Origin of the sequence: Agromyces allii (assembly GCF_009749385.1) — a bacterium.
GTDB classification, from domain to species: Bacteria; Actinomycetota; Actinomycetes; order Actinomycetales; family Microbacteriaceae; genus Agromyces; species Agromyces allii.
Map to the genome: position 1 here is coordinate 94,900 of NZ_WBIN01000007.1, position 22,250 is coordinate 117,149.

Consider the following 22,250-nt stretch of genomic DNA (forward strand, 5'->3'; position numbering starts at 1 on the left):
CGCGCGCGCCCCGGTGGTGGACTGACGGCATCCACCACGAGAACCAGGGGACCTCATGCCGTATGTGACCGTCGGGACCGAGAACTCAGCACCGATCGAGCTGTACTACGAAGACCACGGAGCCGGCGCGCCGGTCGTGCTCATCCACGGGTACCCGCTCGACGGCGCGTCGTGGGAGAAGCAGGCGCGGGCGCTGCTCGACGCCGGCCACCGCGTGATCACCTACGACCGTCGAGGCTTCGGCGCGTCGAGCAAGCCGACCACCGGGTACGACTACGACACGTTCGCCGCCGACCTGAACACGCTGCTCGAGACCCTCGACCTGCAGGGCGTCACGCTCGTCGGGTTCTCGATGGGCACGGGCGAGGTCGGCCGCTACCTCGGCACCCACGGCAGCGGGCGCGTCGCGAAGGCGGCGTTCCTCGGCAGCCTCGAACCGTACCTGCGCAAGACCGATGAGAACCCGGCGGGGGCAGCGCCCGACTTCGACGACCTGAAGGCCGCCGCGACCGGCGACCGGTTCGCCTGGTACACGGGCTTCTTCGAGAACTTCTACAACCTCGACGAGAACCTCGGCACCCGCATCTCCGAAGACGCCGTGCGCGGCAGCTGGCAGGTCGCGGCCGGTGCATCGTGGTTCGCCGCATCGGCCTGCGTCGACACCTGGCTCACCGACTTCCGCGGCGACATCGAGAAGATCGACGTGCCCGCGCTGATCCTGCACGGCACGGCCGACCGGATCCTGCCGATCGACGCGACGGCCCGCGAGTTCGCCAAGCGGCTGCCCGGTGCGACCGTCGTCGAGATCGAGGGCGCACCGCACGGGCTGCTCTGGACGCACGCCGACGAGGTCAACGCGGCCCTGCTGGAGTTCGTCGACGGCTGATCGCGCACAGAACACGGCACAGGCGCACGACACCGGCATGCGGCGCAGGCATGCGGCGCACGCCATGCATGCGATCGCGCACGCATTGCTGAACCGCGGGCCACTCCCCCGCGCCGCGACCGGTTCCTAGACTCGGGCCTCGGACGGGCTGACAGTCGACCCGTTCGAACAGCCCGTCAAGGAGAACCGCGTGAGCCACACCGTCGCCGCCAACCTCGTGGGCGGTCGATTCACCGCCGAAGCCTCCGGCGACCCCATCGAGGTTCGAAACCCCGCTGACGACCGACTGGTCGGCCGCGTGCCGGCGATGGGTGCCGCCGACGTCGACGTCGTGCTCACGGCCGCCGTCGCGGGCGCCGCCGTCTGGAAGCGCACCGGGCACATCGACCGCGGCCGCGTGCTGCTCGACGCGGCCGCGGGCATCCGCGCGGAGGCGCCGGCACTCACCGAGCTCATCGTGCAGGAGATGGGCAAGACCCGGGCCGAGGCCCGAGGCGAGGTCGGCAAGGCCGCCGAGTTCTTCGAGTACTACGGCGGCATGGGTCGCAGCGCCTACGGCGAGGTCATTCCCGATGCCCGCGCCGGCACGTTCGCGATGCAGGTGCACGAGCCGATCGGCGTCGTGCTGCTCGTGACCCCGTGGAACGACCCGCTGCTGACCCCGGCGCGCAAGATGGCGCCCGCGCTCATCGCCGGCAACGCCGTGGTCGTCAAGCCCGCGACCGAGACCCCGCTCATCACCCTCGAGCTCGCCCGCATCCTGCACGAGGCCGGGCTTCCCGCCGGCGTGCTCGGCACCGTCACGGGCCGCGGCGCCGACATCGGCGACGCACTCACCGCCGACCCCCGCGTCGCCGCCGTGTCCTTCACGGGCTCGACCGCCGTCGGCCTCGGCCTGCAGCGGCGCCTCTCCGGCAGCGGCGTGCGCGTGCAGACCGAGATGGGCGGAAAGAACGCCGCCGTCGTGCTCGCCGACGCCGACCTCGAACTCGCGACGAGCATCGTCGTGGCCGGCGCCTTCGGCCAGGCCGGGCAGCGCTGCACCGCCACGAGCCGCCTCATCGTCGACCGCGCCGTCGCCGCCGAGCTGCGCGACCGCGTCGGCACCGCGCTCTCCGCGCTCACGGTCGGCCCCGGCAGCGCCGACGGCACCCACGTCGGACCCGTCGTGAGCCGCGCGGCGCAGCGCGACATCCGGAGCCGCGTCGAAGCCGGCCTGCACGAGGGCGCGAGCGTCATCGCCCGGGCGCCGCTCGCCGAAGGGCTTGCGGAGCAGGGCGCGTTCGTCGAACCTGTGCTCATGTCGGTCGAGCCCACGAACAGCCTCTGGCGCGAGGAGGTCTTCGGCCCCGTGCTGAGCCTCATCGAGGTCGACGGGCTCGACGAGGCCATCGCGGCCGTGAACGACTCCGCCTACGGGCTCTCGAGCGCGATCTACACGCGCAGCCTCGACGCCGCGTTCCGCTTCATCGACGAGGCCGACACCGGGCAGGTCTCGGTCAACCAGCCGACGAGCGGATGGGACATCCACCAGCCCTTCGGCGGGTTCAAGGACTCGGGGTCGGCGTTCAAGGAGCAGGGCGTCGCCGCCCTCGCGTTCTACACGCGCATCAAGACCGCTGCCGTGAGGAGCCGCTGATGGGCGGGCGCGCCGCCGGCCGCTCCGGCCGCGGCGACCGCATCGGCATCGTCGGCGGCGGCATCGTGGGCATCGCCCTCGCCCGGGCGCTCTCGCAACGGGGCCACGAGGTGACCGTGCTCGAGAAGGAGGCCAGGCTCGCCGAGCACCAGACCGGCCACAACTCGGGCGTCGTGCACGCCGGCCTCTACTACAAGCCCGGATCGCTGAAGGCCGAGCTCTGCGCGGCCGGTCGCGTGCTCACGCGCGACTTCTGCGCCGAGAAGGGGCTGCCCTACCGCGAGGTCGGCAAGCTCGTCGTCGCCGTCGACGAATCCGAGCTCGGCGCCCTCGCCGACATCGAACGCCGCTCGATCGAGAACGGCGTTCCCGACCTCGCCCGCATCGACGACGTCGGGCGCCTGCGCGAGATCGAGCCGCACGTGGCCGGCATCGCCGCCGTGCACTCCCCGCACACCGCCGTGGTCGACTACGCGAGCATCACCGAGTCGATGGCGCAGGACGTGCGCGCCGCAGGCGGCGGCATCCGCCTCGGGCACGAGGTCACCGGCATCCGCCTCGAGCACGGTCGGGTGCGCGTGACGACCCCCGTCTCCGACGACGTGTTCGACCGGCTCATCGTGTGCGCCGGGCTGCAGTCCGACGTCGTCGCGAAGCTCGTCGGCGCCGACCCGTCGCCCAAGATCCTGCCGTTCCGCGGCGAGTACTGGGAGCTCGCGCCCGAGCGCACCGACCTCGTGAAGGGCATGATCTACCCCGTGCCCGATCCGCGGTTCCCGTTCCTCGGCGTACACTTCACGCGCGGCGTCTACGACAACGTGCACGTCGGCCCCAACGCCGTTCCGGCCCTCGCGCGCGAGGGCTACGGCTGGCTCACGATCTCGCCGAAGGACACATGGCAGTCGCTCACCTGGCCCGGTGCGGGCTCGCTCGCGAAGCAGCACTGGCGCATGGGCGTCGACGAGATCAGCGGGTCGCTCATCAAGCCGCTGTACTACGGCAAGGCGCGCCGGTTCATCCCAGAGCTGAGGATGTCGGACCTCGCGCACAAGAGCGCGGCGGGTGTGCGGGCGCAGGCATGGGGTCGCGGCGGCGAGCTGCTCGACGACTTCGCGGTCGACCAGGTCGGGCCCGTGACGCTCGTGCGCAACGCGCCCTCGCCGGCCGCGACGAGCTCGATGGCCATCGCCGAGTACCTCCTCGAACACCATCTCGCCGCGACCACGGCCTGAGCCGATGACCCGGCCCGAGGTGGGCACCGCGGGCATGCTCTGGCGGTTCGCGCCCATGATCTACGGTCCGACGCTGCTCTTCGGACTCGCCGAGGGCGCGCTGCTGCCGGTGCTGCCCGTCATCGCGACCCGGCTCGGCGCCACCGTGCCGCAGGCCGCCCTCATCGCCGCGGCCATCGTCGTCGCGCGCATGATCGGCAACCTTCCGGCCGGATGGCTCGTCGACCGCATCGGCGAGCGGTACACGATGGCCGTCGCGGGCGTCGCGGCCATGGCGGGCGCCGTCGGCATCCTGCTCGCGCCGAACCTCGTGGTGCTCGGCGTCTCGGTGTTCGGCGTCGGCTTCTGCGCGGCGGCGTTCGGGCTCGCCCGGCACGCGTTCATGACGACGCGGGCGCCCCTGGCGTTCCGGGCGCGCGCCCTGTCACTGCTCGGGGGCTCGTTCCGGCTCGGCATGTTCATGGGGCCGTTCGTGGCGGCCGCGCTGCTGACGCTGTTCGACGATCCGCTCGCGACGGCGTGGTTCTTCATCGGATGCCTCGTGGCGCTCGTGCTGCTCGTGCTGCTCGGTCGCGACCCCGAGTCCGAGCTCGACGAGCTCGGCATGCTGCCGCATGCGCAGCCGCACACGGCGTCGACGCCGGTCTCCGCGACGGCCGCGCCCGGCGTCGCCGGGGAACGCGAAGGCGTGTTCGCGACGATGTGGCGGTTCCGCGGCGTACTCGCCCGGCTGGGGCTCGCGGCCGCGACGCTCTCGGGCATCCGCCAGGCGCGCGTCTACCTGCTGCCCATCTGGGGCGTGTCGATCGCACTCGATGCCCAGACGATCTCGCTCATCGTGGGCGTCACGGGCGCGCTCGAGTTCGCGCTCTTCTACTCGAGCGGCCAGATCATGGACCGTTGGGGCCGCCTCTGGGCCTCGATGCCGTCGATGCTCGTCATGGGTGCCTCCTTCTTCGTGCTCGCGTTCACGCACGACCTGCCCGACGCGACCGCCTGGTTCCTCGTGGCCGCGATCGGCGTGGGCATCGGCAACGGCCTCTCGAGCGGCGTGCTCATGACCCTGGGGGCGGATGTCGCGCCGCGGGCGGATCCGGCCGCGTTCCTCGGTTCGTGGCGGCTGCTGACCGACGCCGGTGCGGCCGCGGCGCCCCTGCTCATCGCGGGCGTCTCGGCGATCGCGTCGCTGTCGGTCGCCACCGGACTCATCGGCGTGATCGGGCTGCTCGGCGCCGTGGGGTTCTGGCGCGCGGTGCCGCGGTACGTGCCGCACCGCGCGCGGCGCTGACGCGCGCGGTGCGACCGCCCGACGTCAGGCCCAGAACTCCGTGAGGTGCTCGGCGAGCGCGATGCCCTGCGCGTGACCCGCGCGTGCGGCGGGTTCGCGGAGCGCGGGATTCATCGCGTTCGCGCCGAACAGGTGCTCGGCCGCCTCGTCGGGGACCACCGTCTCGACGACGCTGCCCGCGGCTCGGAGCTCGGCGACCTGCGCCCCGAGATCCAGACGCCATTCCGGTGGGGTCCGGGTTCGGCCGCCGAAGGGCGAGAGCACGAGCACGCGTGCGGATCCGCGGGCCAGGTCGGCATTCTCGGCGTTCGTGCGGAAGCCGCCGTCGAGGTACGCCCGCCCGTGGATCCGGTACGGGAGTCCGCTCGAACAGCTCGCGGCCACGGCATCGACGAGGTCGACGCCGCTGTCGCGATCGAACACCACCGGCTCCCCCGTCTCGGCGTCGATCGCCGTGATGACCACGGCCCGGTCCGGCCAGGGGTGCTCGGCGAACCGCGAGGCGACCGTCGCGCGCCACTGGGTCTGCCACGAGCCGTCCGACGTCGACTCGAGCTCGAGCGCCGATGCGCCCAGCCGACGGCGCAGATCGGCCGGGTCCTCGGCCTCGGCGGTGATGCGCCCGAGGCGTTCGAGGTGGTTCACGACCGGCCGGGCGGGCGCCCGCCCGCCGTCGGATCCGGTCGGTGCTGCGGCCGAAGCCGCAGCCGGCCGCGCCCGGGCGACGACCGGTGCGACGGCCGCCGCGAGGAGTTCCGCGGGGCTCGCGCAGGCCAACTGGGCCGCGGCCGTCGATCCGGCCGAGGTGCCGATCGTCAGGTCGGCGGCCGACACGTCGAGCCCGGCCTCGGACAGGCCGGCGACGACGCCGATCAGCCACGCGTTGCCGGTGGATCCGCCGCCGCCGAGCACCAGGGCCCGCTCGCCCGAGGCGGGAACACGGGAGGTCGCATCGACCTGAGCATGCGCGAGCCCGGGTGCGGGTGCAGGTGCAGGTGCAGGTGCAGGTGCAGGTGCAGGTGCGGCAGAGTGCGCCGGAGCCGGGCGTGAGGAAGAGGGGGAAGAAGATGAGTCGATGTTCATGGGAGTCGCCTTTCGCGAGGTGCCGGTGCGGCGCTCCCGACGGCGACTACCTGGGTCGCACGATCGTGGACGGCGAGGGAGCGCCCACTGCTGATGCTGCGTACATGGGGTCCACCTCCTGTCGAACGATCACGATCGCTGGAACGCTAGCACGCGCACCCGACAGCGGCACGCACTGTGCGCGCGGAACGGCCGGCCCTCGCATGGGGCGAGGACGGGCCGTTCGGAACACACGCAGGGTCGGCATCCGCCCGCCTACAGGGCCGCCTTCGCAGAGTCGCCCTGGCCGCCCACGAGCACCGGCTCGAGCACCGTCACCCGGGTCGGCGCACCTGTGAGGCCGGCGAGCCCGGCACGCAGCACGCCCACGGGCTCCCCCGTGTCATGCGCCTCGAGGTCGGCGCGACTCGTCCACTTCTCGACGATCACGATCGTGCCGTCGGGCGCGACGTGCGGCGCGTACAGCTCGCAGCCGACCTCGGCCCGGATGCCGTCGACCGCCGACGCGACCGCGGCGAGCGCGGCCTCGAGACGGCCGTCGGCAGGCGTGATCACCGCGTGCACGACGACGGCGGCGGCATCCGCGCTCACAGCTCGTTGCCCCAGCACATGCGCGCGAGGGTCTCGACCGTCTCGAGCTTTCGCCGCTGCTGCTCGATCGTCATGGCGGGCGTCTCGAAGGCCGAAAGCTGGAACCCGCGGTGCGGCGCGAGTGCGATGCGATCGAGGTCCTTCAGCTCGAACGCGCGGTCGAGGCGCAGCATGACCTCGTCGACGTCCTCGAGCTCGGGCGCGGTCGCGCTCACGACGCCGAGCGCGATGTCGACCTGCTCGGGCACGAAACGCAGCAGCGCCTCGTCGACGTGCCGCTGCTCGTGGTACGGCAGCAGGTAGCGGTCGTACGGCAGCGAACCGACGATCTGCTCGAACACGCCCTCGTCGATCGGGCCGTCACCGCGACGACCCCAGTCGGGGCAGAGCGCGACGCGCACGTCGTCGGGGCGGTCGAGGCCCTCGAGCACCGACGCGTCGAGCGCGAGCGCGGCCTCGAGCGAGAGCACCGCGTCGCCGCCACGGCCCGTGTAGTACGCCGAGAGGTTCGGGTCGTCGATCTGCACGTACCGGATGCCGGCCTCGATGAGCGCACGCACCTCGTCGCGGATGACGGCGGCGAGCGCCTCGCCGAGCGCCTCGGGGCTCTCGTACGGGCCGACGCCGTCACGGTACGCACGCGCCACGAGGAACGCGGGCGACGGGAGGCTCGCCTTGCCCGGGATCTCGCTCAGCGCCGCCGCGAACAGGGCGTCCTCGACGACGAGGCCGCCGCCCGCACCCTCGACCCGGCTGACGGGGCCGTTCGACACGAAGTCGACCATTCCGCCGCGATCGAGTCCCTCGTCGGCGAACCCGGTGACGGCGCCGAGCACCGCGGCGCGGAAGTCGTCGCGGCGGAACTCGCCGTCGGTCGTGGCGGTGAGGTTGAGCTTGCGCTGCATGCGCACGGCCTCGGTGATCGCGGAGTCCTCGACCTCGCGCAACGCGGCCGCGTCGAGCTCGCCGTCACGATGCGCCTGGCGTGCGGCGACCAGCCCCGCAGGACGGATCAGGCTGCCGTGGTGGTCGATGCGGAAGATGTAGGTGTCAGCCATGTCGCGCCGCGTCCTCCGCTTCGAGTGCGTCCAGTTCGGCCCGCGCACGGCTCGCCGTGGTCTCGGCCGCACCGTACGGGTTGTCGGGCGTGATCAGGCTCGGCGTCGCGGATGCCGCGGCAGCCGTCGCGGCATCCGCACCACCGCCGTTGCCGGCCGACGCGGCCTGCTGCTGCTTCACGAGCGCGAGCTCCTCGAAGTCCTCGTCGAAGCCGAAGCTCTCGACGATCTCGGCGCCGACGTGCTCGTCTTCTTCGGGGCTGCCCCCCGAGATGCCGACCGCGCCGACGATCTCGCCGTCGCGCTTGAGCGTGAGGCCGCCGAGCGTGGCGACGATCGGGTGCATGCCCATGGTCGCGACCTGCGAGAAGAACACGGGGTCGGACTTCGACCAGCCCTTGAGCATGCGCGTCGGGCGCTGCATCACGGCGGCGCTGTACGCCTTGGAGATCGCGATCGACGGGGTCATCGGGCGCGCGCCGTCCATGCGCACGACGCCGAGGATGAAGCCGCCGCCGTCGACGACCGCGATGCTGAGGGCCTTGCCGAGGCGCTCGGCCTCGAACGTGGCGAGGTCGATGATGCGCGCGACCTCGTCTGCGGTGAGCTTCGACATCAGGCGTTCACCTCCGTGGAGGCGCCGGCCGGTGCGAGCGCCGGCGCGAGTTCGGCCGCGAGTTCGGCCGCGAGCTTCGCGACGGCCGCGTTGAAGAGGTCGGGGCGCTCCCAGTACATCGAGTGCGGGGCATCCGGAACCACCTCGAGCAGCGAGCCGGGCACGAGCTCGTGCGCCTTGCGAACGGTCGCGACCCCGAGCACGGCGTCCTTCTCGCCGGCGAGGAACGCGACGCGGATGCCGGCCTCGGCGAGCCGCTCGACGGTCGGGCCGTCGGTCGCGAGGTTGCGCAGGTCCTGCATCTTGGCGACGTTGAAGGTGCCCATCTGACGGAACAGGAACGTCTTCGCGGCCTCCTCCTCCTGGAAGCGCTTGGAGAGCAGGCGGTCGATGACCGGCAGCTTCTCGGCCTCGGCGCGGTCGGCGCGCACGAGATCGACGAGCTCGCCCGAGTCGATGCCGCCGAGCGAGTGCGCGAGGATCACGCCGCGAACCCGTTCGGGCGCCAGCAGGGCGGTCTTCAGGGCCGCGGCCGCGCCGATCGACTGGCCGAGCAGCACGGCATCGGTGAGGTCGGCGTGCTCGAGCACGGCGAGGATGTCGCCGGGGTAGGCGAGGGCGTCGAACACGTCGCCCTCGGAGTCCGAGCGGCCGAAGCCGCGCAGGTCGATCGTGACGACGGTGTGGCGGTCGCGGAGCGCGGCCACCTGCTGCCACCACGCGGCGTGGTTGCCGCCCGAACCGTGCACGAACACGATCGGCGACCCCTCACCGTGGGTCTCGTAGTAGATGGAGGTGCCGTTCGAATCGGCGATGGGCATGAGGGATTCCTTCGGGATGCGGGGTCGTGGAGCGGGTGCGGAGGTCAGTTCGCGTAGCCGGGACGGCTGCCGGGCTCCCGCTGGTCGAGGGGGCGGCGGTCGGCGTGCCAGACGACCTCGATCATGGTGTGGTCGGGGTCGTGGATGTAGCAGAACCACGAGTTGTTCTCGGGGCGCTGCACGGGGCGGGTGTGGCGCACTCCCTGCTGGTCGAGGTGGGCGAGGAAGCCGTCCCAGTCGTCGACCTCGACTGCGAAGTGGTACGGCGCCATGCGGTCCATTTCCTCGGTGGGGGTGAAGTGCATGTCGAAGTTGCCGCGGGTCAGCAGCAGCACGCGCGTGTTGCTCTTCGCGGGCACGTGCTTCAGGCCGAAGACGCGGCCGTACCACTCCTTCGTGCGGTCGACGTCCGTCGTCGGGAAGTTGACGTGGTGGATGAACGAGAGCCGGCCGTTGGGCTCGACGCCCGCGGGCTGGTTGGTGGCGTAGTCCTTGCTGGGTGCTGCGGTGGTGCCGGCTGCGGTGCCGGGTGCTGCCGTGGTGCTCATCGTCGTGCTCCTTCGTGGTCGAGGTGTTCGAGGTGTTCGAGGTGTTCGTCGGGTGTCGCCGCGGGCACCGGGCTCGCGACGTGGTTGGTCAGGGTTCCGATGCCCGAGATCTCGATCTCGATCACGTCGCCGGGGGCCATGGCGGTGTTGCCGTCGGCCCCCATCCAGAGCACGTCGCCCGGGTGCATCGTGATGTACTTCGTGATCTCGACGATGAAGTCGTACGGGTCGAAGATCATGTCGCCGGTCGCGAAGACCGCGTCGACGACGCCGTTGCGGCGCACGGTCGTGGTCGAGGCGAGCGGATCGACGTCGGTCTCGATCCAGGGGCCCATGGGCTTGAACGTGTCGGCGTTCTTCGCGCGCCAGAGGGTGCGGTCGGCGTGCTGCCACTCGCGGGCGCTCACGTCGTTGCCGATCGTCCAGCCGAAGACCCCGGCGACGGCGTCGTCGCGTGTCGCGTTGCGGAGCGTCGAACCGATGACCGCCACGACCTCGGCCTCGGTCTCGAAGCGCCCCGAGACATCCGCCGGTCGCACGATGTCGGCGCCGTCGCCGACGAGCGCGCTCTGGGCCCGGTACCCGACCTCGGGGTGCGGGCCGACCTTGATCGGGTCGTAGCCGAGGTCGGTGTGGTGGCGGTTGTGCGCCCGGTAGTTGAACCCGGCTGCGTAGAACGTGCGCGGCATCACCGGGGGCAGCAGCACGACCGAGGCGAGCGGATGCCGCGGGCCGCGCTCGTGCGCACCGAGCATGGAGCCCGACAGCTCCACGACCTCGTCGTGCTCGACGATCGCGTCGAACTCGCGCCCGTCGACCGCGCATCGTGCGTACCTCATCGTGCGTGCCCCATCGTTCGCCCGCCTGCTTCCGTCTCGGTCGTCTCAGCGCAGCCGGTGGCTGATGCGCTTGGTGACGAGGTAGGCCTGCACGCCCTCCGGCCCGCTCTCGCGGCCGAGGCCCGACTCCTTCACGCCGCCCGACGGCGCCTCGGTGACGGAGCCGCCGCAGTGGTTGATCGAGAGGATGCCGGCCTCGAAGCCGCGCGCGAGGAGGTCGGCGGTCGACGCCGACTCCGTGAAGCCGTAGGCGGCGAGGCCGAACGGCAGCGAGTTCGCGATGCGGATCGCCTCGTCGAGGTCGGTGAAGGTCGTGATCGGCGCGATCGGGCCGAAGGGCTCCTCGGACATGACCTCGGCGTCGAGCGGCACATCGGTGAGGATCGTGGGCGCGTAGAAGAAGCCGGCGGCGCCGATGCGGTGGCCGCCGGACGCGACCTTCGCGCCGTGCGCGACGGCGTCGTCGACGAGGTGGGCGATCGACTCGAGACGCTTGGCGTTGATGAGCGAGCCCATCGTCACCGACTCGTCGAGCGGGTCGCCGACGACGAGCGCCTCGGCCTGGCGCACCATCTCGGCCGTGAACTCGGCGGCGATCGACTCGTGCACGAGGAACCGGCTGGGCGAGGTGCAGACCTGGCCGGCGTTGGCCCACTTCGCCGCCGAGGCGCGACGCGCGGCCTGGATCGGGTCGGCGTCGGCCGCGACGATGACGGGAGCGTGGCCGCCGAGCTCCATGATGGTCGGCTTCATGAGCGCGCCGGCGCGGGCGTTCAGCTCCTTGCCGACGGGCACCGACCCGGTGAAGGCGATGAGCCGCGTCGTCGGCGAGTCGATGAGGTGCTCGGCGGTCTCGGCGCCGCGGCCGAAGACGAGGTTGAGCACGCCCTTCGGCAGCCCGGCGTCGTGGAAGACCTGCGCGAGCGCGCACACCGTCGCCGGGACCTCCTGGGAGGCCTTGATCACGAGCGAGCAGCCGGCCGCGATGGCCGCCGACATCTTGCGCATCGGCGAACCCGCCGGGAAGTTCCACGGCACGATCGCGCCGACGACACCCACCGGCTCGTACCGCACCTCGAGCGAGGTGTCGACGTCGGTCGGGATGATGCGCCCGTAGAGGCGACGGGTCTCCTGCGCGCACCACTCGAGCGTGCCCGAGACGCGCATGACCTCGATCGTGGCGTCCTTCACGGGCTTGCCCTGCTCGATCGCCATGAGGCGGCCGATCTCGGGGGCGCGCTCGCGCAGCAGCGCGACGGCCTTCATGAGCACGCGCGCCTTCTCGAACGCCGAGGTGTCGCGCCACAGCGGGAACGCGCGCTCGGCCGCGGCGAGGGCGTCGTCGAGGTCGGATGCCTCGGCGCGGGCGACATGCCCGACGACCTCCTCGGTCGCGGGGTTGACGACCTCGAACGAGCGCCCGGCCGCGCCGTCGCGCCATTCGCCGTCGATGTAGAGCCCGAGTCGGGCGGTCGCGTAGATCTCGGCCGCGGTGGTGGGAGCCGTCGTCGCAGGGGTGGCGGGGGCCGTGGTGGCGGCTTCGGTGGTGATCGTCATGCGAGGGCCGTTCCTTCCGAGGTGTTGGGGGCTGGGGTGTCGCGGTTCGTCTCGAGCACCCAGATGTGATGCGGCGGGGTCTCGGCGTGCACGTTGGGGCCGTACGTGTCGTCGACGCGGTCCATGTCGGCGGCGAGCTCGACGCGACCGCCGGCGGGGTTGTGGATGAACCGGAACACGTTCGAGCCGACCGTGTGCCGGCCGAGTCGACGCGCTTCGCGCCATCCCTTCGCGATCATGTGGTTGCCGCCCTCGATGACGTCGTCGAAGCCCGAGACCTCGTAGGAGGTGTGGTTCGTACCCGCGCGGTCGGGGCGGTGGCAGAGCAGGAAGTTGTGCTGGTCGTCGTCGCCCTCGATCTGCATGAACACGCCCATGGGCTCGACGATGTCGGTCGCCCGGAAGTTCAGGCGGTCGAGGTAGAAGTCGACGGCCCGCTGTCGGCCCTCCTTCGGGATGTTCAGCGCGACGTGGCAGACCCGGATCGGGACGACGTCGGCGATCGGCGTGTGCGGGTGGTTCCACCGGTCGACGCGGCCCGAGCTGTTGTAGCGGCGCGGGTCGTAGTCGAGGTGTTCGGGGCTGGTGAGCGCGAGCCCGAGGCCGAACCCGGTCTCGTCGACGGTGTGCGCGACGCCGTCGTCGTCGACCTGCACCTCGCGGTCGGTGCGGAGCCCGGCGACGAGCGCGTCGAGCGCCTCCTGCGAGTCGACGCCCCACACGACCTCGCGGATGCCGGAGCCCTCCTCGATCGGCGCGGGCAGACCCGGGTCGTCGAGGTGGCGGAGCACCACGCGCTGGCCGACCTGCGTCGTGAAGACCGCGCGGTCGGGCGTGCGCTCGACGGGCGTCAGCCCGAAGTCGGTGAAGAAGCGGGTGCACTCGTCGAGGTCGGCGACCCCGTAGGTGACGGATTCGATGCGTTCGATTGACATGCTCCAGGCTTTCCAGACGGTTCCGGGCTCGCGCGATCAGTCGGCGACGGCGGATGCCTTCGAGCCTGCGCCCGGCAGCTCGTCGGCGGGAGGGGCGGTTCGGAAGCCATTCGTTGCACGGTCTGCAAGCAGCCCCGCGCGGAGGCGCGACAGTGCCTCGATCGCGGCGTCGGGCGCGGCATCCGAAGCTCCGTCGGAACGCCAGGCGCGCTCGAGGTGACCGGCCCATGCGGTGCGCAGGGTGCCGATGGTGTCGTCGGCGAGCTCGGTCGCGTGGATGCGGATGGCCCGCCCGTCGACGTCGTCACGGCTCGAGGTGATGTAGCCGCGGCCTCGCAGGTCGCGGAGCGCGGTGCTCACGTTCGTGCGCTGCAGGCCGCTGCCGTCGGCGATGTCGGATGCCGAGCAGCCGGGGTTGCGGTGCACGAAGCGCATGACCTGGCCCTGCGTCTGCGTGAGCGGCACGACGGGCGTGGTCAGGGCTGCGCGCAGTTGGATCTCGCGTGCGACGTCGATCACCAGATCGGCGAGCACCCGGAAGTCCGAGTCTTCGACGCTGTCGCGGGGTTCGACGTTCACATGGCCTCCTTGCCTGATTTGATTATCAAAACATAATCATTGAAATCAGGCAAGGAGACGAGCTGCGGATGTCGCGGGTCGACGCCCGCGACCGGACTCAGCGCTGCGTGCTGGCGCGCGCCCGGAACCAGGCCGTCATGAAGTCGAGGAAGATGCGCACGCGCTCGGGCGTCTGCCCGCCGGGGCCGTGCACGGCGTAGAGCGCTCGTGCCGGCGGCTTCAGGTGCGGCAACACCTCGACGAGTTCGCCGCTCTCGAGCCGGGACTCGGCGGGCCGGCGGGGCATGAGGGCGATGCCGCAACCCTGCTCGACGAGCTTCTCGATGACGAGGTACGTGTTCGCGGTCACGGCCGCGTTCTGCACCTTGTGGTGGATCGAGTCGGCGCCCTCGCCGAGCCGCCACACGGGGTCATTGGGGTGCAGCAGGCACTGGTGGTCGGCGAGGTCGGCGACGGTCTGGGGCGTGCCCTTGCGGCGCAGGTAGTCGGCCGAGGCGATGAGCGAGAACGGCAGCTCGGAGACCCGGCGGATGAGCACGTTCGAGTCGCGCAGGTCGCGCGTGTGGAACGCGACGTCGTAGCCGCGGTCGAGGAAGTCGTAGTTGCGGTCGCTCATGCCGCCGAGCTCGAAGCGCAGGCTGATCTTCGGATGCTCGCGCGCGAAGGCCGCGATCGCATCGCCGACGTCGAGCATGCCGACCCACTTGGGGCAGATCACCGAGAGCGTGCCCTCGGGCGAATCCTGCGAATGCGAGAGCTGGCCGTCCTCCTCGTCGATCTCGTCGAGGATGCGGTCGGAGAACTCGGCGTACCGCTGGCCGGCCTCGGTGAGGCTCACCGAGCGCGCCGTGCGGTTCACGAGCCGCACGCCGACCTGGCGTTCGAGGTCGGCGACATGGCGGGAGACGAGCGAGCCCGAGATGCCGAGTTCGCGCGCCGCCCCGCTGAAGCTCGACGACTTGGCGACGGTGACGAATGTCTTCATGACGACCAGACGGTCCATGCGACCCCTCCTCGGGTGGTGCGCGCTGCGGTGCGGCGCATCATTCTAACCACGGCCCCTGTGGCGGGATTCTTTCAGTCGGCTTACACTTCTTCAGTCGTCTGAATATGCGTCGGGTGACCCGCCCGACCGCGACGACGCTCACCGTCGAGGCAAAGGAGCCCGTCCATGTCGTGGGAATTCGTCAGTCTGCAACAGGCCATCGATCAGGCGGGCTCGCCCGTGCGACTGCTCTGGAAGCCCGGCGCAGCACCGTGGAAGCCCCCGATCGTCGACGACGAGTACGCCGGCTGGGCGGCCGAGCAGACGGCCTGGCGCTCGGGCGTGACGATCTCGGACCTCTCGTTCCACATGTCCGACACGTTCCTGAACGGACCGGATGCCGCGCGGCTGCTGAGCGACGTCAGCGCCAACAACATCGAGGTCTTCGCGATCGGCCAGGCGAAGCAGTTCGTGCCCGTCACCGCGAGCGGGAACCTCGTCACCGACGGCATCCTGCTCCGCGACGGCGAGACCTCGTACAAGCTCAGCGGCGTGCCCGCCGCGCAGAACTGGGTCACCCACCACGCCGCGGCCGGCGGCTACGACGTCGAGTTCGAGACCGACCCCGACCGATCGTTCACGCCGGGCGACCCGCGCCTGTTCCGACTGCAGGTGCAGGGCCCGGCCGCGCTCGAGCTCGTCGAGCGGGCGTTCGGCGGGCCGCTTCCCGAGATCAGGTTCTTCCACTCGACGGAGGTCTCGCTCGGCGGCGTCACGTTCCGGGCGCTGCGCCACGGCATGGCCGGTCAGCCCGGCTACGAGTTCATCGGCTCGTACGAGCACCACGACCTCGTCAAGGGCGCACTGCTCGACGCCGGTGCGGAGCTCGGCGTCGTGCACGTCGGCGCCCTCGCCTATGCGACCAACGGCATCGAGAGCGGCTGGATCCCCGCACCGACGCCCGCGATCTACACCGACCCGACGCTCGCCGCCTACCGCGCCGGGCTCGGCCTGTTCACCTACGAGGGCCAGAACCCGCTCTCGGGCAGCTACTACTCCGACGACATCGCCGACTACTACACCTCGCCGTGGGAGCTCGGCTACGGTCGCTCGATCTCGTTCAACCACGACTTCATCGGCCGCGACGCCCTGCAGGCCGCACGCGACGAGGTCCGCCGCACGAAGGTCACGCTCGAATTCGACCGGGCGGATGCCTCCGAGCTGCTCGGCGACGACTCGGCGTACCTGAACGACTACGGCCGCCACCGCATCGAGGTCGACGGCCGCCTGGTCGGCACGACGTTCCAGAGCGCGCGGATCGCGCCGGTGGGAACCGTGCTCGCCCTCGCGCTCGTGGAGCACGCCGCGGCGGAGCCCGGCACGAGGGTCGAGGTCGTCTGGGGCGAGCATCCCGGACACGGCACGCCTGCCGACGCCGACCTCGGGTTCGCGCGCATCGGGGCGACCGTGCGGCCCGCGCCCTACAACGAGTACGCGCGAACCGGCTACCGGCAGGACTGACCGCGCAGGAGGCACGACGGCCCGGGCTGCTGAGGATGTCGGCCCGGGCCGTCGCCGTCCGAGCCGGCCTTCGGGCAGGCCGCGCTCGGGAGGGCGAGCAGACGGATGCGGCGGGGACGAGCCGCACCCGACCCGCTCACGGTTCGATGAGCCCCTCCGCGTGCAGCTTCGCGTAGGCGGTGCGCTGCGCCCGCCGTTCGACGCGCCCCTCGGGGTGCTCGGCCGGGCTCGCGCCGAGCAGGCGCCGCGTGTACGCGTGCTGCGGATGCTCGAACAGGTCGTGCGCCGTCGCGAGCTCGACGAGCCGCCCGGTGCGCATGACCGCGATGCGGTCGGAGATGTGCCGCACGATGCCGAGGTCGTGGGCGATGAACAGGTAGCTCATGCCCAGCTCCTCCTGCAGGTCGGAGAGCAGGTTGATGATCTGGCTCTGGGTCGACAGGTCGAGTGCGCTCACCGCCTCGTCGCAGATCACGAGCTTCGGGTCGAGCACGAGCGCGCGGGCGATCGCGACACGCTGCTGCTGGCCGCCCGAGAGCTCTGCCGGGTACCGGTTGAGGTGCGCGGCCTGGAGCCCGACGAGGTCGAACGCCTCGTGCACCTTCGCGCGACGGCTCGCGGCGTCGCCGATGCCGTGCCGCTTCAGCGCGGCGGTGAGGGCCATGTGCACGGGCTGACGCGGGTTCAGCGACATCGACGGGTCCTGGAACACGGCCTGCACGTCGCGTCGGTACGACAGCGGCGTCGAGCGCCCGAACGACGTGATGTCGACGCCGTCGAACGCGATCGACCCCGCCGCGACGTCGAGCAGCCTGAGCACGGCGCGGCCCGTGGTGCTCTTGCCGGAGCCCGACTCCCCCACAAGGCCGAGCGTCTCGCCCGGGAAGATGTCGAACGTGACGCCCTCGACCACGAGCTTCGGGTTTCGCTTCGAGGCGCCGTACGAGATGCCGAGGTCGCGCACCGAGAGCAGCGGCGAACGGGGCGCGGATGCCTCGGGGCCGGCCTGCTGCGGCGATACCTCGGGCGCTGAACCCGAGACCGACGCCGGCACCGGGGCGGGCGCGGCGGACTCCACCTGCGGGTTCATCGGACCACCAACTCCTTGCTGAGCTCGTCGGCGCGCACGCACCGCACGTCGTCGACGAACGCGACGGACCCCTCGCTGCACGCGTCGGTGGCGAACGCGCACCGGCCGGCGAAGTGGCATCCGGTCGGCCAGCTGCCGGCGAGCGGAACGCGGCCCGGGATCGTCGGCAGGCGGTCGACCTGCGCCTCGGTCGTCGGGTTCGCGGCGAGCAGCGCCGCGGTGTACGGATGCCGAGGCCCGTCGAACATGCGGTCGACCTCGGCCACCTCGACGATCTCGCCGGCGTACATGACCGCGACCCGGTCGCACGCCTCGGCGACCACGCCGAGGTCGTGCGTGATGAGCAGGATCGCCATGCCGAACTCGTCGCGCAGGTCGAGCAGCAGGTCGAGCACCTGCGCCTGCGTGGTCACGTCGAGCGCCGAGGTCGCCTCGTCGGCGATCACGAGTTTCGGGCCCGCGGCCAGGGCGATCGCGATCGCGACGCGCTGCGCCATTCCGCCCGAGAACTGGAACGGATAGTCGTTCAGGCGGTTCGCGGCGTCGCGCACGCCGACCCGGTCGAGGAGCTCGGCGGCACGCACGCGCGCCTGTTTCTTGGACAGGCCGAGGTGCACGCGCAGCGGCTCCATGAGCTGCTTGCCGACCGTGTGCACCGGTGACAGCGCGGCCATCGGGTCCTGGAAGACGGCGGCGATCTCGGTGCCGCGGATCGCGCGGAGGTCCTTCTCGCCGCGGCCGGCGATGTCCTCGCCGTTCAGCAGGATCCGGCCGGAGGCCACGCCGATGCCGGGCGGAAGCAGGCCGAGGATCGAGCGGGCGAGCATCGACTTGCCCGAGCCGGACTCGCCGAGCAGGCCGACGATCTCTCCGCGGCCGATCGTGAGGTTCACGTCGCGCACCAGCGGCACGTGAGGTCCGCTGGCGGGGCGCAGCTCGACGTCGAGCCCCCGCACCTCGAGGATGTCCCCGCTCGAGCGGTCGGGCGCGACGCCGAGCGGCGGCAGGGCGCGCACGGGCTCGCGACGGTCGGCGTCGGGTTCGCCCTCGACGTCGCGATCGGTGACCGGCTCGGGCCAGATCGGCAGCGGGTTCACGACGGCGTCGGGCGACGGGTCGGTCGCGGGGACGACGGATGCCACGGCCGCCCCGGCTCGACGCGAGCGCCGCACGGGCTTGATGCGCTTGTGCTGGTCGCCCGCGAGCGCGTCGTTGACCGCGTCGCCGACCATGTTGAACGCGAGCACCGTGAAGATGATGACGAGGCCCGGCGGGAACGCGAGGAACGGCTGGATGGCCTGCTTCGCCGCGGCGACGCCGAGCAGCCCGCCCCACGAGGGCACTGCCGACTCGAGGCCGATGCCGAGGAAGCTCAACGCCGACTCGATGATGATCGCCGAGCCCGTGAGGATCGCGGCCTGGATGACGAGCGGGCCCGCGAGGTTCGGCAGGATCTGGCGGAACAGGATCGCCGATTCCCGGATGCCCGAGACCCTGGCGGCGTCGATGTAGAGCTTCGAGCGCTCCGAGAGCGTGATGGCCCGCGACATCCGCGCGAAGTTCATGCAGAAGATGAGGCCGATCGCGAGCATGAGCGACGGCAGGCCGCGGCCGAGGATCGCGATGACCGCGAAGGCGACGAGCATGCCGGGCAGTGCGTCGAAGATGTCGACGAAGCGCGTGCCGATGCGGTCGGACCAACCGCCGCGGAACCCGAGGAGCAGGCCGATCGGCACGCCGATGAGCATGGCCACGAGCACCGAGCCGAAGCCGACCGCGAGCGCGACGCGGGCGCCGAAGATGATCCGGCTGAGCACGTCGCGACCGTTCTCGTCGGTGCCGAGCCAGTGCTCGGCGCTCGGCCCCTGGAGCACCTCGTCGGGCGTGAAGTTGTTCTGGAGCGGGTCGTAGGGCGCGAGGACGTCGGCGAAGACCGCCCACAGCACGATGACGGCCAGCCAGGCGAAGGCGATGATCGCGAAGGGCTGGCGGGTGATGCGGCGTACGACGCGCGAGGCCTCCGAGCGCTCCTTCGGCGGTGCGAGCGCGCGGAACGCCTCGGTCTTGGGAGGGGTCGGCTTGTTCACTGCGGCCTGGCCTTCGGGTTGATGATGCCGTAGCTGATGTCGGCCACGAGGTTGACGAGGATCACGAGCGCGCAGACGATGAGCGCAGCGCCCTGCACCACGGGGAAGTCCTTCGAGATGACGCTCGAGAGCAGCAGCGTGCCGATGCCGGGGAACGCGAACACGCGCTCCATGACGAGGCTCGTGCCGAAGAGGATCGACACCGCGAGAGCGGAGGCCGCGAGCACCGGGATCATCGAGTTCTTCAGCGAGTACACCCAGATGATGCGGTGCCGGGGTACGCCGGCCGCGGTCAGGGTGTCGGCGTACTTCGATGAGAGGGCGGATGCCACGGCCGTGCGCGTCTGCCGGGCGATGAGCGCCGAGGCGCCGACGCCGAGGGCGAGCGCCGGGAGGATGAGCCCCTGGGCCCACTTCGCCGGGTCGACCGCGGGCGGCACCCAGGCGACGACGGGCGCCCAGCCGAGCTGGATCACGAAGACGAGGATCAGGATCAGTCCGAGCCAGAACTCGGGCACCGCCTGCATGATCGAGCTGAACGCCGTGACGCCGCGGTCGACCGGGCGGCGTGCGTGGGTTCCGGCGAGCACGCCCAGTCCGACGCCGATGACCATGGCGACGAGCAGGCCGGCTCCGACCAGCGAGAGCGTCGCGGGCAGGCGGTCCAGCACCATGCCGGTCACGTCGCGACCGTAGATGAGCGAGGTGCCGAGGTCGCCGTGCAGCGCGTTGCCGAACCAGGTCATCATCTGCTCGAGCATCGGTCGGTCGAGGCCCAGCTGCTGCTCGAGACGTGCGACCTCGTCCGCGTCGGCCGCCGCGTCGCCGAGGGCGACGGCGGCGGCCGAGCCGGGCACGAGGTAGACGAGCAGGAAGACGAGCATCGCGACGATGAACATCTGCGGGATCGCGAGGAGCAGTCGGGTTGCGATCAGCTTGATCACGGCCTGCCCTCCCGCCTCGTCGCGCGTGGATCCATCGTGTCGCCTGCCTTCCGTGGTGCGTGTGGTGCGAATGGTACGTCGTGCCGGTGGTGCGTCGTGCACGCGGTGCGTGCGGTGGTTGCGCGGCGCCGTGGGGGCGGCGCCGCGCACCGGGGTCACTGGCCCGCGGGGGTGACGGCCCAGTAGTCGATCAGGTTCGGCTCCCAGACGGAGTCGGACTGCTGCACGTTGGCGACCTGGTTCGTGTTGTAGGTGATGACCTGGTCGACCTGCACGTGACCGCAGGTGAGCGCCTCGTCGGTGACCTCGGCCATGACGTCCTCCCAGGCTGCTTCTGCGCCATCGGTGCCCGCCGCGCCGAACGCCTTGCCCGCGAGGCCCTTGAGCTCGTCGCTCGCGGTCTTCGACGGGTTGTTGCCCGCGGTCTCCGACCACCAGGCGCCGTACCAGTCCTGCGGGGTGATCTGGCCGTGCTGGCCGATGCCGAGCGCGTACTGCCCGCTCGCCCACGTGGCGATGTAGTCGGCCGGTGCGAGCTCCTGCACGGTGATGTTCACGCCGGGCAGCTGGTTGAACGCCTCGGCGTACACCTCGACCTGCTGCTTGTTGAACGGCGCGGCCGGGAACACGGTCTCGATGGTCGGGCTGCCCGCCTCGGCGAGGAGCGACTCGGCCTTGTCGAGGTCGACGGGGTAGCCGACGATGTCGGCGTTGTAGCCCTGCTCGCCCTCGATGAAGTGCTGGTCGGCCGCGTGCGTGGTCGGGTCGAGCGCCGTGTACACCGTGGCGTCGAGCGCGTAGCAGAACGCCTGGCGCACCTTCTCGTCGCCGAACACGCCGCCGGTGGCGCGGTCGAAGAAGGTCACGTTGTTGCGGATCGCGGGGTACTGGTACCAGTCGGCGACGCCCGAGGACTCGATGCGCGAGGTCTGCTCGCTCTCGGTGTCGGTCACGTCGATCTCGCCGGAGAGCACGGCCGCGACGGCCGCGGTGTCGTCGGGGATCGCGTAGAGGTCGATGTTCTCCATCGCGGGCAGGTCGCCCCAGTAGTCGTCGAACTTGTTGAAGGCCATCATGGTGCCCTCGATCGAGGCCGACTCGTCGTAGGCCCACGGGCTCGTGCCGACGGGGGTCGTCTCGATCGAGCCGTCGGCGATGGCCGCCGGGCTCGCCATCGGCAGGTTCCGCTGCGAGAGGAGCGTGGTGAACGTGCCGTAGGGGCGGGTGAAGTCGATCTGCACGGTCGTGTCGTCGACGACCGTGACGGCCTTCACGCCGGCCTTCAGCGGGCCGCCGAACTGGCCGCCCACGACATCCTTCACGTACTCGATGTTGGTCTTCACGGCCTCGGCGTCGAAGGGCGTGCCGTCGTGGAAGACGACGTCGTCGCGGAGCTTCAGGGTGAGCGAGAGTGCGCCGTCGCCGAAGGTCCACTCGGTCGCGAGGTTGGGCTCGATGGTGCCGTCGGGCAGGCGCTTCAGGAGCGTCTCGTACGGGATGCGCATGACCCCGGGCTCCATCGCCTGGGATCCGGGCGCCCACGTCTGGGGGAAACCGCCCCAGTTGACGCTGAGCGTGGTGTCGGCGGCCGAGGTGTCGGCCGAGTCGTCGCCGCCGGCGGTGCAGCCGGTGAGCAGGAGCGCCAGTACGGCGGCTGGGATGAGTGTGGTTTTCATGATGGGCTTCATGAGAGGACGCCCCCTTTGCGTCATTGCAATGCTCTTGGGTGGGTGCGGGCACGCACCCCGGGCGGGAGCGCGTGCCACCACGGTAGCCCGCACGCGCTCAACGACTGAGACCCGAGCCTGCAAGCAAACCGTGCAGGGAACGCACCCCACGCGAAGGCGACGGAGACCGGGGCGCCGCCGTCGTCCACCCGCCGACGCACCGAGGGGACGATACCCGAAACCGCGGTTCCGGAATCGCCCCCTCGGGATCCGTCGAGCAGCGC

The 22,250-nt window shown here is 71.3% G+C and carries 20 protein-coding genes; 5 read left to right on the forward strand and 15 right to left on the reverse strand.

Features of this window, described 5'->3' with window-relative positions:
* Window positions 1–55: 55 nt before the first annotated feature.
* From GQR16_RS10230 to GQR16_RS10245, 4 genes are all read left to right on the forward strand, one after another.
* Window positions 56–886: an alpha/beta fold hydrolase gene (locus GQR16_RS10230; RefSeq protein WP_157415035.1), complete on the forward strand. Its 831-nt coding sequence runs from the start codon at window positions 56–58 to the stop codon at window positions 884–886.
* Window positions 887–1,076: 190 nt separating this feature from the next.
* Window positions 1,077–2,525, forward strand: coding sequence for an aldehyde dehydrogenase family protein (locus GQR16_RS10235; protein WP_157415036.1), 1,449 nt, complete (start codon window positions 1,077–1,079; stop codon window positions 2,523–2,525).
* Entirely contained in the window at window positions 2,525–3,757 is a 1,233-nt protein-coding gene (gene lhgO, locus GQR16_RS10240) for an L-2-hydroxyglutarate oxidase (protein WP_157415037.1), read from the forward strand. Before GQR16_RS10235 ends, lhgO begins: the two co-directional genes overlap by 1 nt.
* A 4-nt stretch (window positions 3,758–3,761) precedes the next feature.
* Entirely contained in the window at window positions 3,762–5,045 is a 1,284-nt protein-coding gene (locus GQR16_RS10245) for an MFS transporter (protein WP_211373487.1), read from the forward strand.
* 24 nt (window positions 5,046–5,069) lie between these two features.
* On the opposite strand, the gene GQR16_RS10250 is transcribed toward GQR16_RS10245, so the two are convergent.
* The 11 genes from GQR16_RS10250 to GQR16_RS10300 all read right to left on the reverse strand — a co-directional run bounded on the left by GQR16_RS10250 (window position 5,070) and on the right by GQR16_RS10300 (window position 14,675).
* Window positions 5,070–5,957, reverse strand: a complete 888-nt coding sequence (locus GQR16_RS10250; protein WP_246200720.1) for a patatin-like phospholipase family protein — start codon at window positions 5,955–5,957, stop codon at window positions 5,070–5,072.
* Between the two features lie 426 nt (window positions 5,958–6,383).
* A complete protein-coding gene (locus GQR16_RS10255) occupies window positions 6,384–6,719 on the reverse strand; it encodes a putative quinol monooxygenase (RefSeq protein ID WP_170298457.1) in 336 nt (111 codons plus the stop codon).
* Entirely contained in the window at window positions 6,716–7,777 is a 1,062-nt protein-coding gene (locus GQR16_RS10260) for a methionine synthase II (cobalamin-independent)-like protein (RefSeq protein ID WP_157415040.1), read from the reverse strand. Before GQR16_RS10260 ends, GQR16_RS10255 begins: the two co-directional genes overlap by 4 nt.
* On the reverse strand, window positions 7,770–8,393 hold the full coding sequence (locus GQR16_RS10265; protein ID WP_157415041.1) for a GlcG/HbpS family heme-binding protein: 624 nt from the start codon (window positions 8,391–8,393) through the stop codon (window positions 7,770–7,772). The genes GQR16_RS10260 and GQR16_RS10265 overlap by 8 nt, the downstream gene beginning before the upstream one ends.
* The gene (locus GQR16_RS10270; protein ID WP_157415042.1) at window positions 8,393–9,214 is read right to left on the reverse strand and encodes an alpha/beta fold hydrolase; all 822 of its coding nucleotides are present in this window, start codon (window positions 9,212–9,214) and stop codon (window positions 8,393–8,395) included. Before GQR16_RS10270 ends, GQR16_RS10265 begins: the two co-directional genes overlap by 1 nt.
* Window positions 9,215–9,258: 44 nt before the next feature.
* Window positions 9,259–9,762 carry a VOC family protein gene (locus GQR16_RS10275; protein ID WP_157415043.1) on the reverse strand — a complete coding sequence of 168 codons (504 nt, stop codon included), beginning with the start codon at window positions 9,760–9,762 and terminating at the stop codon, window positions 9,259–9,261.
* Window positions 9,759–10,601 (reverse strand): fumarylacetoacetate hydrolase family protein, encoded by an 843-nt coding sequence (locus GQR16_RS10280; protein ID WP_157415044.1) that lies wholly within the window; start codon window positions 10,599–10,601, stop codon window positions 9,759–9,761. Before GQR16_RS10280 ends, GQR16_RS10275 begins: the two co-directional genes overlap by 4 nt.
* Before the next feature lie 45 nt (window positions 10,602–10,646).
* Window positions 10,647–12,158 (reverse strand): NAD-dependent succinate-semialdehyde dehydrogenase, encoded by a 1,512-nt coding sequence (locus GQR16_RS10285; protein WP_157415045.1) that lies wholly within the window; start codon window positions 12,156–12,158, stop codon window positions 10,647–10,649.
* Window positions 12,155–13,093, reverse strand: coding sequence for a VOC family protein (locus GQR16_RS10290; protein WP_157415046.1), 939 nt, complete (start codon window positions 13,091–13,093; stop codon window positions 12,155–12,157). The genes GQR16_RS10285 and GQR16_RS10290 overlap by 4 nt, the downstream gene beginning before the upstream one ends.
* 36 nt (window positions 13,094–13,129) lie before the next feature.
* Entirely contained in the window at window positions 13,130–13,672 is a 543-nt protein-coding gene (locus tag GQR16_RS10295) for a MarR family winged helix-turn-helix transcriptional regulator (RefSeq protein ID WP_157415047.1), read from the reverse strand.
* Between the two features lie 97 nt (window positions 13,673–13,769).
* Window positions 13,770–14,675 carry a LysR family transcriptional regulator gene (locus GQR16_RS10300; protein ID WP_157415048.1) on the reverse strand — a complete coding sequence of 302 codons (906 nt, stop codon included), beginning with the start codon at window positions 14,673–14,675 and terminating at the stop codon, window positions 13,770–13,772.
* Window positions 14,676–14,843: 168 nt separating this feature from the next.
* On the opposite strand from GQR16_RS10300, the gene GQR16_RS10305 reads away from it, so the two are divergent.
* Window positions 14,844–16,178, forward strand: coding sequence for an aminomethyl transferase family protein (locus GQR16_RS10305; protein WP_157415049.1), 1,335 nt, complete (start codon window positions 14,844–14,846; stop codon window positions 16,176–16,178).
* 136 nt (window positions 16,179–16,314) lie between these two features.
* Here GQR16_RS10305 and GQR16_RS10310 read toward each other — a convergent pair whose 3' ends face one another.
* The 4 genes from GQR16_RS10310 to GQR16_RS10325 all read right to left on the reverse strand — a co-directional run bounded on the left by GQR16_RS10310 (window position 16,315) and on the right by GQR16_RS10325 (window position 21,975).
* Complete coding sequence (locus tag GQR16_RS10310; protein WP_157415050.1) at window positions 16,315–17,268, reverse strand: ATP-binding cassette domain-containing protein; 954 nt, start codon at window positions 17,266–17,268, stop codon at window positions 16,315–16,317.
* Window positions 17,265–19,355 (reverse strand): dipeptide/oligopeptide/nickel ABC transporter permease/ATP-binding protein, encoded by a 2,091-nt coding sequence (locus tag GQR16_RS10315; RefSeq protein WP_170298458.1) that lies wholly within the window; start codon window positions 19,353–19,355, stop codon window positions 17,265–17,267. The genes GQR16_RS10310 and GQR16_RS10315 overlap by 4 nt, the downstream gene beginning before the upstream one ends.
* Window positions 19,352–20,299: an ABC transporter permease gene (locus GQR16_RS10320; RefSeq protein WP_157415052.1), complete on the reverse strand. Its 948-nt coding sequence runs from the start codon at window positions 20,297–20,299 to the stop codon at window positions 19,352–19,354. Before GQR16_RS10320 ends, GQR16_RS10315 begins: the two co-directional genes overlap by 4 nt.
* Window positions 20,300–20,454: 155 nt before the next feature.
* Window positions 20,455–21,975 carry an ABC transporter substrate-binding protein gene (locus GQR16_RS10325; RefSeq protein WP_170298459.1) on the reverse strand — a complete coding sequence of 507 codons (1,521 nt, stop codon included), beginning with the start codon at window positions 21,973–21,975 and terminating at the stop codon, window positions 20,455–20,457.
* Window positions 21,976–22,250: the final 275 nt, after the last annotated feature.